The organism is Acinetobacter sp. YH12128 (assembly GCF_013418655.1).
GTDB lineage: Bacteria > Pseudomonadota > Gammaproteobacteria > Pseudomonadales > Moraxellaceae > Acinetobacter > Acinetobacter amyesii.
Genome location: NZ_VPBO01000002.1, coordinates 284356 through 299387, shown reverse-complemented (window position 1 = coordinate 299387; position 15032 = coordinate 284356). Strand labels below are relative to the sequence as shown.

The 15032-nt window shown below is 41.0% G+C and carries 16 protein-coding genes and 1 rRNA gene; 7 read left to right on the top strand and 10 right to left on the bottom strand.

Going from position 1 to position 15032, the window contains the following annotated elements; all coding sequences use genetic code 11:
* The 4 genes from FTU64_RS03145 to FTU64_RS03130 form a co-directional block, all read right to left on the bottom strand.
* Positions 1-125, bottom strand: a 16S ribosomal RNA gene (locus FTU64_RS03145); the annotation flags it as partial.
* Between the two features lie 438 nt (positions 126-563).
* Positions 564-1640: a DUF6670 family protein gene (locus tag FTU64_RS03140; protein ID WP_180056000.1), complete on the bottom strand. Its 1077-nt coding sequence runs from the start codon at positions 1638-1640 to the stop codon at positions 564-566.
* 38 nt (positions 1641-1678) lie between these two features.
* Positions 1679-2503, bottom strand: a complete 825-nt coding sequence (gene pssA, locus FTU64_RS03135; RefSeq protein WP_078189231.1) for a CDP-diacylglycerol--serine O-phosphatidyltransferase — start codon at positions 2501-2503, stop codon at positions 1679-1681.
* Positions 2504-2544: 41 nt separating this feature from the next.
* The gene (locus tag FTU64_RS03130; protein WP_180055999.1) at positions 2545-3402 is read right to left on the bottom strand and encodes a 23S rRNA (adenine(2030)-N(6))-methyltransferase RlmJ; all 858 of its coding nucleotides are present in this window, start codon (positions 3400-3402) and stop codon (positions 2545-2547) included.
* Positions 3403-3516: 114 nt separating this feature from the next.
* Between FTU64_RS03130 and FTU64_RS03125 the strand changes: the two genes are divergently transcribed.
* Positions 3517-4119, top strand: a complete 603-nt coding sequence (locus FTU64_RS03125; RefSeq protein WP_180059188.1) for a 2OG-Fe(II) oxygenase — start codon at positions 3517-3519, stop codon at positions 4117-4119.
* A gap of 71 nt (positions 4120-4190) precedes the next feature.
* Positions 4191-4718: a hypothetical protein gene (locus tag FTU64_RS03120; protein WP_180059187.1), complete on the top strand. Its 528-nt coding sequence runs from the start codon at positions 4191-4193 to the stop codon at positions 4716-4718.
* 52 nt (positions 4719-4770) lie between these two features.
* On the opposite strand, the gene FTU64_RS03115 is transcribed toward FTU64_RS03120, so the two are convergent.
* The 5 genes from FTU64_RS03115 to FTU64_RS03095 form a co-directional block, all read right to left on the bottom strand.
* On the bottom strand, positions 4771-5028 hold the full coding sequence (locus FTU64_RS03115; protein ID WP_111885950.1) for a DUF2789 family protein: 258 nt from the start codon (positions 5026-5028) through the stop codon (positions 4771-4773).
* A gap of 105 nt (positions 5029-5133) precedes the next feature.
* Positions 5134-5394, bottom strand: a complete 261-nt coding sequence (locus tag FTU64_RS03110) for a DUF2789 family protein (RefSeq protein ID WP_180003486.1) — start codon at positions 5392-5394, stop codon at positions 5134-5136.
* A 188-nt stretch (positions 5395-5582) separates the two neighbouring features.
* Positions 5583-6569, bottom strand: coding sequence for a malate dehydrogenase (locus tag FTU64_RS03105; protein WP_078189236.1), 987 nt, complete (start codon positions 6567-6569; stop codon positions 5583-5585).
* Between the two features lie 170 nt (positions 6570-6739).
* Positions 6740-7321: a ribonuclease I gene (locus FTU64_RS03100; RefSeq protein WP_171262588.1), complete on the bottom strand. Its 582-nt coding sequence runs from the start codon at positions 7319-7321 to the stop codon at positions 6740-6742.
* A gap of 126 nt (positions 7322-7447) precedes the next feature.
* Positions 7448-9424, bottom strand: a complete 1977-nt coding sequence (locus FTU64_RS03095; protein WP_180059185.1) for a lytic transglycosylase domain-containing protein — start codon at positions 9422-9424, stop codon at positions 7448-7450.
* Positions 9425-9731: 307 nt separating this feature from the next.
* Here FTU64_RS03095 and miaB point away from each other — a divergent pair, with 307 nt between their 5' ends.
* From miaB to FTU64_RS03075, 4 genes are all read left to right on the top strand, one after another.
* Positions 9732-11189 carry a tRNA (N6-isopentenyl adenosine(37)-C2)-methylthiotransferase MiaB gene (miaB, locus tag FTU64_RS03090; RefSeq protein WP_180010545.1) on the top strand — a complete coding sequence of 486 codons (1458 nt, stop codon included), beginning with the start codon at positions 9732-9734 and terminating at the stop codon, positions 11187-11189.
* A 38-nt stretch (positions 11190-11227) separates the two neighbouring features.
* Positions 11228-12319 carry a PhoH family protein gene (locus FTU64_RS03085; RefSeq protein WP_111885944.1) on the top strand — a complete coding sequence of 364 codons (1092 nt, stop codon included), beginning with the start codon at positions 11228-11230 and terminating at the stop codon, positions 12317-12319.
* Between the two features lie 9 nt (positions 12320-12328).
* A complete protein-coding gene (gene ybeY / locus FTU64_RS03080) occupies positions 12329-12811 on the top strand; it encodes an rRNA maturation RNase YbeY (RefSeq protein ID WP_078192431.1) in 483 nt (160 codons plus the stop codon).
* Between the two features lie 63 nt (positions 12812-12874).
* Positions 12875-13165 carry an antibiotic biosynthesis monooxygenase gene (locus FTU64_RS03075; protein ID WP_111885943.1) on the top strand — a complete coding sequence of 97 codons (291 nt, stop codon included), beginning with the start codon at positions 12875-12877 and terminating at the stop codon, positions 13163-13165.
* Here FTU64_RS03075 and FTU64_RS03070 read toward each other — a convergent pair whose 3' ends face one another.
* Entirely contained in the window at positions 13166-14023 is an 858-nt protein-coding gene (locus FTU64_RS03070; RefSeq protein ID WP_213066202.1) for an energy transducer TonB, read from the bottom strand.
* A 258-nt stretch (positions 14024-14281) separates the two neighbouring features.
* On the opposite strand from FTU64_RS03070, the gene FTU64_RS03065 reads away from it, so the two are divergent.
* Positions 14282-14965, top strand: coding sequence for a hypothetical protein (locus FTU64_RS03065; protein WP_111885941.1), 684 nt, complete (start codon positions 14282-14284; stop codon positions 14963-14965).
* Positions 14966-15032 lie beyond the last annotated feature (67 nt).

Genomic DNA, 15032 nt, shown 5'->3' with positions numbered 1-15032 from the left:
TTCCTAAGCATTACTCACCCGTCCGCCGCTAGAAATCGGTAGCAAGCTACCTATTCCCGCTCGACTTGCATGTGTTAAGCCTGCCGCCAGCGTTCAATCTGAGCCATGATCAAACTCTTCAGTTTAAAATCAATAGTACCTTAAAGGGTACCAATCTTGGCTCATCAATTACTGACAAAAATTTGCTCAAATAAACTTCGAGTAATTTCTACCATCAATCAATGAAAATAATTTCGATCAATCAATCAGTAAAAATCCACACAAGTTGTTCTTCATAATCTCTTAATGATCTTCTTGTTGGTTCGTCACCAGCAAGCTAGGTCGGCTATATTACTCTTTATTTCTAAAGAGTCAACCGGTAATTCAAATTATTTTTAAACTTTCTTTCTAAAACCTAACTTAATCAATTCAACCAAGTCATTGTTTTATCAGAAGTTTTAATCTTCATCACCGCCGATGGATGTGCATTCTACAGCATTTCAGAACCGTTGCAATACCCTTTTCCATTTATTTTTAATTTTCCATTACGTTTGTTTATTTATTCTACTAAATTGAGTTTTTTACTATTTTTTGAGCATAAAAGGGACAATATTTCCATATTTGTCCGTTAATTTATCTTTTTCATTCTTTTCTTGCCATTTCAAAGCTCGACAATCGACATATTCACAGTATCCACCTTCCCCACACTCAATTTCGTCATTGATTTTGATTTGATAGTTAAAGCTTCCTGCATAACCTGCGCCGAGTCCAAATTTAAAATCCCCACGGCTCTGCGCTTGTACATGTATTTTCATTTTGTCATTTTGGTAAATCCATTCAAATTCACGTGGCAAATACATTTTTTGCAAATTGGGGGTTTTAACAACGGGATAAACGCGCATGACTTTAAAGAACACACCTTGGTCTGCCATGAACACTTGCTGCTGATTTAAATCTCTTAGATATAAACGCGAACTCAAAATATTGTTATAACGATCTCGCGTTTGCATAAAGATAATTTGACGCTGTCGGCTAAGGTTGATTACCTGATGGGTATAAAACGCTAAAGGTAAATATGGAAACTTGCGTATTTGTGCATAAGATAATACCGCCAACTGATTTACATCATACATCTGGCCCTGAAATTTGATTTGCCCTTCACATTGGCACATCACTGACCAATATTCAGCAAGACCCAATCTTAATTTAATTAAACACGAAGAAATATCGGTAGTTTGCACGGACAAATCTAAACTGAGTTCAGTATCTTCTCGATGGATTTGAAATACCGCACCATCCCAACCAATCAGTTCTTTGTCTCTAAATTTAAAGACGGTCTCACTCAGACTACAGTCGTCTTTGATGGAATATGATTGTAATTGCCCAACTATATGACCACTCACACTGGTCATTACTGTGGCTGTATTGAGTTCGTCTTGTTGAATGGACGCAGGATTTTGAAAAGCGGGAATCTGAGGCTGCCCGAGCCAACTCATAAAGTTAAGATAATGTAATGGCGCAGGAAGATTCGGTAGACAAAGTCCATAATGGACTGAAGGATATGGCGTATTCGGCGCATGTAAATTTATTTTTTTATGTTGTAAATCTGGAGCTTGATTCAGTCGCCTTGATTGATCCAAGAAATCTTGAAATATCTGCATATCAAGCTCCTTTTCATTTTTTTATTTCATGCTTTAACTCATGCTTCTGCCTTTTTTGCCATTAAGGTGGTGACAAAACCAGACAATGCATAAATCACTGAAATAATTAAAATACCCATTGGAATATTATACGTTACAGCTGCTAAAACAAAGACTATGATTGGTAACACGGCAAATGGAACACGGCGACGATCCACCGTTTTAAATGAATAGTATTTCACATTTGAGATCATCAATAGACCCACTGCAATAATCACTACCGCATTAAAAATCTGAATACCTGTTTCGCGTAAGTCGAAGACTGCAGGGATGTCCATGCCTACCCATACCAATGAAATAATCATAACGGCTGCGAGTGGACTTGCAACACCAATAAAGTAACGTTTATCGACGACTCCGATTTGTACGTTAAAACGCGCTAAACGGAAGGCTGCACATGCGGTGTAAACAAAACATGCTGCCAGACCAATACGGCCTAAGTCATTTAGACTCCAGCTATACATTAAAATGGCAGGTGCAACACCAAATGCTAATAAGTCTGATAAGGAGTCAAACTGTTCACCAAATGGACTTTGCGCGCCGATAGCACGTGCGACACGGCCATCCAAACCATCAAATAATGCTGCAAGGAAAATGGCATAAATGGCTTGTTGAAACTCACCATTCATACTGGCAATAATTGAATAAAAGCCAGATAACAACGCAGCAGTTGTAATCAAGTTTGGCCACAGATAGATCCCACGACGTTTCACTTTATGCCCTTCATGGGTGTGCTCCTCTTCTTCAACTTCAAATGTAATGCCATCAAATGCATTTTCATCCTTTGAAGAAATTTCCCGCTCAGGTTTATTTGTATTTGTCATTGTTCGATCCTAACTGTGACCTTTCTTTTTCAAGTTTAAAATTATTCGCTAACCAACCAACGTACGGCTGCATGACCACCATTTTCATTCATACGAAGATGTGGGAACAACCATTGTAATGCTTCATCCGCATCTTCAGAGAATTTCCAAGGTGGGTTAATCACCAATAAACCACAACCATTTAGACCCACTGGAGTGTCATCTGGCCATACACAAATTTCGCAAACCAACTGACGACGAATACCGGTTTTGTACATTTTCTTTTCAAAACGTTCAATCATCGCGCGGTCTTTAATTGGATACCATACCGCAAAAACGCCTGTCGGCCATTTTTTATAAGCAGCGACCAACAATTCTACAAGCTGTGGAAAATCTTTACGTTCTAATTCGTAAGGCGGGTCAATCATGACCAAACCACGTTTTTCTTTTGGTGGAATTACACCCAGTAAACCTTCGTAAGCATCACGCTCATGCAAGCCTGCACGTTTATCAAAAATATTGTGGCGCAATTGCTGAAATACATCACGCTGCATTTCAAAAATCGTGGCTTTATCAGTTTCACGCATGCCTTCAAGTGCAAACCATGGAGAACCTGGATAAGCGCCTTTACCAAAGTTTTCACGCATTTTTTCAACAACTTTTAAATATTGTTGAACACCTTCAGGCGCATTGCGTTTAATCGAATCATCGAGCTTAACTAAACGATGAATACCATTTAAAAACTCACCTGATTTCTGTGCTTCAGAGGTCGAAAGATCATATTTACCTGCACCACCATGTGTATCTACATAGCGATAAGGTTTATCTTTTGCATTCAGTCGACTTAATAACTGAAGCAGCAAAACGTGCTTCATCACGTCGGCAAAGTTGCCTGCATGGAAATGGTGACGGTAATTCATGTTTCTTTAATTCCTGATATCAACGGACATTTTAGCATGAAAAATAGTTTCATTCCGATGCTATTCTTGCTCTAGAATACGTCACCTTTTTTTCCACAACTTTATGGTTCGTATATGGAAACAGCCTTTCTCCCAAAGTCTTGGCCGGTTGATCAAATCCTCGATGATTTAGATCAACACGGGTTTAGCATTATTGATGACGCTTATCCTGCTGAATATATACATGCACTTGTTGAAGAATGTATGTCAAATTTAAATAAATTTAGGGATGCAGCCGTACAAAATGGGGTCATCAGTAAAATTAGAAGTGATCATATTTTATGGATTAACGACACCTTAGATGTCGCACAAGAACACGTTCAAGCGTTAGAACATTTATCAGAACAATTTAATCGCGCATTTTTTTCTGGCATTCACGAAGTCGAAGCACATTTTGCCTGTTATAACGCAGGTGAATTTTATGCCCTGCATAAAGATAATCCTCAAGGCAAAAATGGACGTGTCATTTCAGCAGTTTATTATTTGCATGAACATTGGCAAGCCGACTGGGGCGGTGAATTGCGCTTACAAGATAAGAATGATGTTTGGCATATTTTAGAACCTAAACCGAATCGCATTGCTTTATTCCAAAGTGACCTGTTACACGAAGTGCTCGAAGCCAAACATCAACGTTTATCCATTACGGCGTGGCTGCGTAATGACAACACGATGTGGTAATTCGATATTCATCCTTTAAATCCCTTAAATTATCCTCATATATGAGTCATTCATAGATGAGGATGTACCCGATGCGTCAAAACAGTCATAAAATCATTCAGCGTATTGGCGAAACTGATCAATTATTCCTACAAGGCAACAGCCCTGAACTTGCCCTTGAGCGTGCTGACTTACGCCTGCAATTGGTTGGCTTAAGCAAGAACCATCAAGAACAAGTGTATTTTCTGCAAGAGGCCATTGTTCTGCTTGAGCAAAGCCGGATTGAATTTGAAGAAATGCCGATTGAGCTTTACATCAATTTGTCTGTGCATTTAGCCAAAGCCTATATGGTATTTTTTGAAATCACCCAAGAGCAGCGCTATGCCCTGATTACCCAGCAGATTATGAAACCGATGTCAAAAGCTGAACATGGCGACATTTACTTCTACTTGGCCTATGCCTCTGCGGTAAAACAGGAACCTGCTTTAACCCGTCATTGGTTAAATAAATACTGCAAATCTCAAGAATTCAAACTGACCACATTACTTGAGCATCCTGCATTTAATCCATATCGCCAAGAAGACTGGTTTGCAGAATTACGCCAAAGCAAACTGCACTAAATAAAAAAAACACCTCCGAGGAGGTGTTTTTTTATTTGTGGAGAAATGAAATTTATGCTGGCTGCAGCTTATATGCATCCATATGCAACTGCTGATTCAGCTCATCAATCCAAATTACCCAATCATCATCTTGCACTAAATGACTGATTAGAAAATCACGCTGCGCTTTATTCCAAAACGGCGCATCATGTAAATTTTCACTTGCAGCAAGCTGATGCGTACGCACGTATAACTCGATCGCAGCTGGACTGCTGGCTAACCCCAATTGAGAAAACAATAAAGCTAAGGATGGTTTATTTTGATTGAGCATCTCGCCCTCCTTATCAACTAATCTGTCATTTATTATTTAATTAACTTATATGATGCTGATAAAAAAACCTAGCGTTAAAACTAGGTTTGTTGTTTCAAATTGTATTTAGATTTTGCAAGATCCGGAAAGCTTATGTTCTGTATGCAATTGTTCATTTAAAATATCGACCACTATGGCCCAGTCATCATCTTTTTTCCAATGACTGATAATAAAGTCACGCTGTGACTTCGTCCAAAATGGCGCTTCATGCAATGGAACATCCATGGTGATTTGATGCGTTTCGATAAATTGATCGATGCCTTCCGGAGTTGCATCCAACCCCAATTGTTCAAAAAATAGTTCCAACGTCGGTTGTTGATCAAACATTGCCGTTCTCCTCAAGCCAATAACATTTTTCCCATCTTTATAGTTATCTGTTTATTTGACTTTGTCAGTTGCAACAGCATCTCAACGTGTTATTTTTTGTTCAAAAATTAAGCGTGGTATTTTTCGCAGGCCATAAAAAAAGCACCCCAAATGGAGTGCCTTTTTATAATTTAATTTAAAAAATTAAATTATTTAACCATGTCAGCAACTGCTGCACGTTCTTCTTCAAGCTCGTTTAGAGTGAAGTTGATACGTTCACGGCTGAATTCGTCGATTTCAAGACCTTGAACGATTTTGTATTCGCCGTTTTCAGTTGTTACAGGGAAACCGAACATTACGCCTTCAGGAATACCATAAGAACCGTCAGAAGGAATACCCATAGTTACCCATTTGCCGTTTGTGCCAAGAGCCCAATCGCGCATATGGTCGATTGCAGCGTTTGCAGCAGAAGCAGCAGAAGAAAGACCACGTGCTTCGATGATCGCAGCACCACGTTTACCAACAGTTGGAAGGAATACGTCTTTGTTCCAAGCAGCATCGTTGATTTTGTCTTTTAAGCTTTCGCCGTTTACATTTGCAAAACGGTAGTCAGCATACATCGTTGGAGAGTGGTTACCCCAAACTGTCATGTTTTCGATGTCAGAAACTGCAACACCTGCTTTTTGAGCAAGTTGAGTTAACGCACGGTTGTGGTCAAGACGTAACATTGCTGTGAAGTTTTTCGCTGGAAGATCTGGAGCAGATTTCATTGCGATGTAAGCGTTAGTGTTTGCAGGGTTACCTACAACAAGAACTTTAACGTCACGGCTAGCAACTTCGTTAAGCGCTTGGCCTTGACCGATGAAGATTTCACCGTTTACTTTAAGAAGGTCAGCACGTTCCATACCAGGACCACGTGGACGTGAACCTACAAGAAGAGCGTAGTCAGCATCTTTGAATGCAACTTTAGGATCATCAGTACCGATCATACCTTCTAAAAGAGGGAATGCGCAGTCATCAAGTTCCATCATTACGCCTTTAAGCGCTTGTTGAGCTTTCTCAACTGGAATTTCTAATAATTGAAGGATAACTGGTTGGTCTTTACCCAACATTTCACCGCTTGCGATACGGAATAATAAGCTATAACCGATTTGACCAGCTGCGCCAGTAACGGCAACACGAACTGCTTGCTTCATGTAATTATCTCCAATTGAGGAAGGTCATAATGATTAAATAGCTGTTCTATCTAATCTTAATAATCATAAACGGCAAAGATTGTACTCCAATCTTTTGACGCTTGCATGTAAAAGAGAATGCTTTTCAACAAAAGTATGATAGGAAATATAAATAAAATGCCGAAAAAAGCTTAGAAAGAACCTTTAATTATGAAAGTTGCAGGACAATTTCCGACGATAGTCGTAGGGCAACTTTTGTACTGACCATTGTTTTTATAGCAGATTTTAATCTCAGTCAGTAGGCTACCACCACGGGTTTGCATACAGTTAAATTCAATACTTTGTGATACCAATCCGCTGTTCATACGCAACATTTTATTACGCAAGACATTGGCTTGAATGGACTGGGTTTCTTGGCTAGTCAATTCATCTGGAATTTTTAGCTTATCTGCATGATTAATAATGGTTCTGAAATACTGGCTGGCATTCATTGGGACACAGCCGCCGGTATTGTGCCAAAGCGCCACGCGAGCATTTTCATCAGGCATAATCCGTGCAACCACTTTGGCTTGCAGCGGAGAAAGTTTAGCGGAACTATTGGTGGTGCAATCACGGGTAGAAGTTTCTGGATATAGACCCGTGATATTGAGTGAATACCCTTCCAGACATTTACGCTTTTTACTTTTTAATGGGTCATAAGCGCAAACAGCAGGCACCATTTGCACATCCATCACATAACCATTGACCACGGGTGCTGCCGAAAGCACAGACATACTAAAGCCTGCACCACTGCCGATGAGCAGTGATGTCAGTATTCGATAAGCAGGTCTAATGTCCATTTTCGGCATTCATCATTTACCCATATTGCGCCTAAAAACAGGCGCATCTTGCTTTAAAATTTATTGCGCATTCCGTAATGGAATCATTTGCATTCTTTTTTCAATCGATTGTGGCCCCTGACCTAATAAAAGGCCGTAATGGGTTGCATTGGTCATCACATGTTTTACATAGTCTCGAGTTTCCGTTAATGGAATCGATTCCGTATATTGATCCGCTGCAATTGCTTGATATTCAGGCTGCCAGCGTCGAGCACGATTTGGACCCGCATTGTAACCTGCGGTCGCTAAGACTGGACTATTACTCAATTGACGTTGAATCATCGATAAATAGAAAGTGCCATAACGAATATTGGTATTCATATCCGTTAATGCAGCGGGGTTATAACTCTCCCCCATCTGACGAGCCACCAATTTTGCGGTGTCTGGCATAATTTGCATTAAACCACCGGCACCGACATGTGAACGTGCGCTAGTGACAAACCGACTTTCTTGACGCATCAAACCATAAGCCCATGCAGGGTCAATGCCGGCATTACGACTATGACTCACCACATAATTTTGATGCGGCATAGCATAACGTAAAGCATAATTGTGCTGTTTAGTGGTTCGATCTGCCGCATAAATCGCCCGATCATACCACCCCATATCGGTTGCACGTTTAGCTGCGGCAAGAATCATGCCATCATCATGCTTTAAATAGGCTTGACGCACTGCCCAGTTCCATTCACGGTTAATATAGCTGTCAGATGCATTAATATTGCGCAATGCAAAGGCACGACGGAAGTGAATATCCTGACTGAGACGCTGCGCATCTTGTGACGAAGGCTGCACATTTGACGGAATATTGTTATAAGACTGACCAATTTTGTCACGTGCTAACAAATTATGGTAATCATCGCCAACGGCAAGCTTGCGATAAATGTCTTGAGCCGCACGTTTAGATGAGGCATCTCCACGTTGTTCAGATGCTCGTGCTAACCAATATTGCCAACGGTCTTCCTGCTTTTGCGAAACGCTCATCGCATCAATTGCACGAATGACACTTTCCCATGCGCCAAAACGAATGGCTTGTCGCGCATAAATCTCGGCTTCTTCTGCACTAAAAGGCAGTCCATAACTCAAATCAAGATAATTTAGAACTTCACGGTTGAAATTATTTTTCATTACCGTTGTACCACCGATATACCCGACACTACGGTATAGGGCTTTTTGTACATCGGCTGGTGTGCCTTCTGCTGCACGTTTCACCGAAGAAATCGCGCCATTTAAGTCGCTATCGGCCAAGCGACCCATCGCATAAATCAGGTATGCATGATCTTCAGCTGTGGCTTTGGGTGCAGACCATAAATAATTCAGTGGATTGGCTTGAATGGTGTTGAGTTGTGACAAATTAATATTTACGCCAATGGTTTGCGCAGTCGCAATCGCTTGTCCTGACTGACCCGCTCTTAACTGTCCCCACATCCGTTGATGGCGGTCATCTTGAGTCATTAAAGGACTCGACAGCATCATACGGCCCAAGCCCGTACACGAGTCAGGTTGTGAGTTTGTGGTCAACCATACATCTTTAAATTCTGCGTAGACCAGAGGGTCGCCCGACTTTGCGCGGACTTGAGCCATGGCACATGTTTCAGCACGGTCAGCATTAGTCACATATTGCAAGACAGGCTGTGCTGTAGCGAAATCAGCTTGTTTGACTTTTTCTTCAACATAATCTGCGGCTAATTTTTCTGCCATTGCCGAATTTGGATAGCGCTGTGCAAAATTAATAATGGCACTTGCTGGCTGTGAAGCCAAATTGTTATTCAGTAACCAATATTCTGGATAATAGCCCAAAACGTCATTTTGCATGGATGATTGGTATTGTTGTAATAAACTAATATTGCCTGCATTCGCAGCACGTAAAGCATCGTTAAACTGCTCATCTGCGGCTTGGGCAAACGCAGAAATTCCGGAGAGCCCGACACTCAAAGCAAGTAATTTAGCGTAATTTTTCTGTTTAAAATTATGTTTTAACATCCACTTGCCTTCTTTCATGTCATTCTGCTCAGTTACAGCACATCGAACTTTGTTTAGGAATTAGTTTAATAATTCTAAACTCTGCATTGTGTTCTGTTATGTAACCTTATGATTAGCCAATATTAATTTTCAAACATTTTTGCTTCATAAATCAATATGGCAGAGTTGTAATTTTAGGCTGTAAGTTTCTAGTAAATTACTGCTAAAATATTGCCCATTCTTAAAATCCCCTTTTTGACCTCCGCAGCTGCACAATTCAATTGATTGAATTGTCTGTCAGCCACGTCTGGTTATTGATTTTCATAAAATTCCTTTAGGAGCCTACATGACGGTTCAAACCTTCATCCCCAATAGTGCCCAAGCTGCCCCAGATAACACTGTTACCCAGCCACAGCACACCCCAGCTCAAGATGGAGCAGTGAAAAAACTGTACATCGAAACGCAAGGGTGTCAGATGAATGAGTATGACAGTCAACGTATGGGCGACCTTTTAGGTGATTCTCACGGCTATGTGCTGACAAGCGATCCAAAAGAAGCGGATATTCTCCTGATGAATACCTGCTCTATCCGTGAAAAAGCACAAGAAAAAGTATTTTCTGAGTTAGGCCGCTGGCGCAAGCTGAAAGAAAAAAATCCTGACTTGGTGATTGGTGTTGGTGGCTGTGTTGCCTCTCAGGAAGGTGACAACATTCAAAAACGCGCACCGTATGTAGATATGGTGTTTGGTCCGCAAACCTTACACCGTTTACCACAAATGCTCGATCAGCATACTGAGCAAGTGGTCAAACCAAAAAAAGAAAAAATTCAGTTGGTGGATATTTCATTCCCTGATATTGAAAAATTCGACTTTTTACCTGAACCGCGTGTAGAAGGGTTTAAAGCCTTTGTCTCGATTATGGAAGGCTGTTCTAAATACTGTTCATTCTGCGTAGTTCCTTATACCCGTGGTGAAGAGGTATCACGTCCACTGGATGATGTATTGGCTGAAATTGCCACTTTAGCTGAAAAAGGCGTACGTGAAATTTCATTACTCGGCCAAAACGTGAATGGCTACCGTGGTGAAACCTTCGAAGGTAATATTTGCACCTTTGCAGAGTTACTGCGTTTAGTGGCCGAAATTCCGGGCATTGGACGTATTCGTTACACCACATCGCACCCGCTTGAATTTAATGATGACTTGATTCAATGCTACCGTGACTTACCGCAAATGGTTTCTCACTTGCATCTACCAGTTCAAAGTGGTTCGAATGACGTGCTACAAGCCATGAAACGTAACCACACGATTGATGTATATATCGATAAAATTGCTAAATTACGTCAAGTTCGCCCTGATATGCATTTATCTAGTGACTTTATTATTGGCTTCCCGGGTGAGACTGACGAAAACTTCGAAGAAACTTATCAATTTATCCAAGATATGGACTTCGATCATTCATACAGTTTCATCTACTCAAAACGTCCGGGTACTCCTGCCTCAGAACTTGAAGACACAACCCCTGAAGATGTGAAAAAAGAACGTCTTGCAAAAGTTCAACAATGGATTAAACAATCCAGTATCGATAAAACTGATGCAATGCTAGGGACCATTCAACGTGTCTTGATTGAGTCTGTTTCAGACAAAGATCCGAACTTGCTGATTGGTACTGCAGACAATACACGTTTGGTTAGCTTTATCGGTGATCCTGCATGGGTTGGGCGTTTTGCAGAGATTGAAGTGACAGATATTAAAACTTTGAAGTTTGTTTACGGTGAACTCTTGAATCTTGAGCCTGACGTGGCGTAATGTAAGCTTAATCGTCAGACCAATTTAAAGGAATTCTCTTGACTGCAGCGATTCGACGTACTGTAACTTTTGCTGGTATTCCACTTGACCGTTTACAAAGCATGCTCGGTGCCTATAACGGTCATCTCAAACAAATTGAACAACGTTTAGATGTCAAAATTTCTCATCGTGCAGATGCTTTTTTTGTCGATGGGGAAATCGATGCGGTAGAGAGAGCCGAAAGTCTCCTTCACCGTCTTTATGAAGAGTCCGAAACCAATCCACAGATTAGTGCGGACATTTTACACATGATGATTCAAGGCAGTCAGACTGACCGCGAAATTCAGGAAGATTTTTCTGAAAATGAGCATACCGGTTTAGACAATGTTTATCTACAAACCCGTAAAGGTCGGATCAATCCACGTGGTGCCAATCAAAAACGCTATGTACAGCGTATTTTACAAAGCGATATTTCATTTGGTATCGGCCCAGCGGGTACAGGTAAAACTTATCTCGCGGTCGCCGCTGCTGTAGATATGCTAGAACGTAATGAAATTCAGCGTATTTTATTGGTTCGCCCTGCGGTTGAAGCAGGTGAAAAACTGGGTTTTTTACCCGGTGATTTGAGCCAAAAAATTGACCCTTACTTACGTCCTCTCTACGACGCTTTGTATGAAATGCTCGGTTTTGAAAAAGTCGCTAAACTAATTGAACGTCAAGTGATTGAAGTTGCACCACTGGCCTACATGCGTGGTCGTACCTTAAATCATTCTTTTGTGATTTTAGATGAAGCACAAAACACGACCCCTGAACAAATGAAAATGTTCCTCACCCGTTTAGGTTTTGGTTCTCGTGCAGTAATCACTGGCGACATTACACAGGTCGATTTACCTCGTGGTCAACAATCTGGTTTGGCACATGCCTTACGTGTGATTGAAAAAATCAAAGAAATTCATATTACTCGCTTCCACTCTCGTGACGTGGTACGTCATCAATTGGTTCAAAAAATTGTTGAAGCCTATGAGGGATGGGACAGCGAACAACATCGCCTTACAGCTGAACAACGTGCAGAACGTAAAGCACGTCAGGAAGCCTTGGTGGCGGACAATGATGCTAAAGCTGATGGGCAGCATCAAGACGAAAACATTTAAGGATTCATTTTGAAACTTAATCTCTCCTTGCAGCAAAATTTTCAGTCACCTGAATTGGTGGTGAAACGTGCGCATATCAAAAAAGTCGTGGAAACGGCTTTACGTCATATCGATACACAAAGTGATTGTGAGATCGGTATTGCATGTGTGGACAATGACGAAAGCCACAAATTGAACTTGGAATATCGTGGTAAAGACAAACCGACTAATGTGTTGTCTTTTCCGAGCGATCTCCCCGATGAAATGGCTGCAGTTTTAGACTCATTTCCGATTGGCGACTTGGTGATTTGTATTCCTGTGGTTCTTCGTGAAGCACAAGAACAAAGCAAAGCACCCCTGACCCACTTTACGCATATGCTGGTACACGGTACGTTGCACCTCATGGGCTACGACCATGAAACCTCTGATGAAGATGCTGAAGAAATGGAAGCTTTGGAGATCGAGATTTTAGCCAAATTGGGGTTTGATAACCCTTATCTGGAAAGAGATTAAGAACCCAAAAAGCGAGCTCCGGCTCGCTTTTTTTATCGTCATAAAAAACAAGGAAGGAAAGATATGCAATATGTCGTGATTTTTAAAGCACGCATTCGTACGCTTGATGAGCTGTATTTTTCGACTGCACAGCAGCTTAGAGACAAAGCCTTGACACACTTTAACTGTCAACATTTTGAAGCGCTGACAGAGGGTGAGCATGAAATCGCCCTTTCCTACTGGAATACATTAGAAGACATTCGAGCTTGGCAACAAGATGCACAACATCTGGTCGCGCAGCAATTGGGGAAAAACCAATGGTATGCGAGTTTTAGCGTCGAAATCTGCGAAGTTTTGCGACGCAATCACAACTGATTAACGCACCTCAAACTCTGCTTCTGCAGGATCGAAGCGCCAAGTACGCACAATACGAAGTTCTGAGATGTCTTTCATTTTGGCATCAAACAAACCAAAAGGTGCCGCCTTACGTACAGAGGTTTTTGCAGCTTCGTCCAATAAGTTTGAACCTGAACTTTCGATCAAACGAATGGCACGAATCCCGCCATTACTGTTCAAAATAACCATTAAACGTACTTCACCGCGTAGCTGTTGCTGTTTTGCCGCTTCAGGATAATAACGGTTACCGTAAAATTCGACTTTTTCGCGAAATTTTTCCATGTAAGCAGCAGAAACATCTTGCTTGGCTTGAATACCATCAATGGTTTTAATTTTTTGCTGACGGCTAAAATTTTGTTGGCGTTGTAAATATTGAGCTTCGATACTCGCCACCATCGCAGCCTTGGCCTGAAACTGACTATTCAACTCCTCAACGGCTTTTTTGCGACTGTTTTCTTCCGCTTGTTTTTGCCAACTCAAGGTTGTCATCAACACTTTGTCTTCAAAGCTCAGCTCTTTCTTTTGTTGCAGTTGTTCTAAAGCTTCGCTTTTTTGCTCCCCGGCTTTTTGTTCGATCATCGGTGCAGGCATGTCACTCGACATACGATGTGACTCACGGAATGTCCCTGAGCCCTGCTGATCGGCTTGTGCTAAAAAGTCTGCATGTTCAATTTTTTCCGTCGTAGAACGTAAAGAAACTGCAATTTCTTTGGTGTTATAATCCGCCTCTTGGGGCATGGAAAATTGCATGGTTAAAAAAGCCAAATGCAACACAGCAGCAAACGCCAATGCAGTTGCAAATATGGGATCTTTCCACCACTCTTTCATCAAGGGCATGAACGTTATTTTTTTCAGCATCACATTAAACCGACAATTTGCCGCATTCCCCAAACTGCTTAAAACAGTATAAAATAAAACTCGTATTCATTTTTTGATGAAAACGAGAAATCCATCAACACATAGATAATGCACAATTAAAATCATGAAAATGGTGCAATTTATTTTGCTAAACTGCAAGATCAAAACCTTGTGTTTTTATAGAAATCGACAAGATAAACATCGTCAAAAAACATAATTTGTCAGGATGCACTTCTTATGCAAACGCTAGTTTCCAATATCGCTAAACGTATACGCCAAGTGTACCAAAAAGCTGAAGGATTTATTGAAGATGAGCGTGAATTCCCAATGTCTCAAGTGTTTTTAAATGCGACATTTCAGCGCTTTGTGACCGATAATGTGAAAATGCTCAAAGACTTGCATGCTGACCTGCATGATGACTGGCTTCGACTGTATGCCACATTGGATTATAACGGGCTGATCATAACACTCTCTGTTGATTTAAAACTGGTACAGATGGAACTCAACAAACAAACCCAATTGATCGTATTTGAACAAATTAGTGATACACAAGTGATTGAAGCAAAGTATCCAAATGTTCTGTATAAGATGGGCGTGCGCATGGCGTTATGGTTCTATCAAAAAGTACTCAACCAAGATCCATTGGGTATGATTTTGGAAAAGCTCAATGTGATCAAAGTTAAAGATGATTTACTGTATTTAGACCTGAATCGCTGGCTCGGTAAAAGTCGATCGATTATCGACACACTGGGCAAAGTCCATGTGAACCATGCTGTTTTACGTGAGGCCGAATTGGTGGTGATTGGTAATGTTAATTTAACCGCATTGTTCACCAAAATGTCGCAAGAACGGATGGAAGACTGGGATGATTCAAATTTAAAAGACGATGAAGTCACGCCTATAAAGCAAAAGGAAAGCTAGACTTATCCTGTACTTAGGCATCTTGAACCTATAAAAACGCTACACAATATATACATTAGGCACGGAT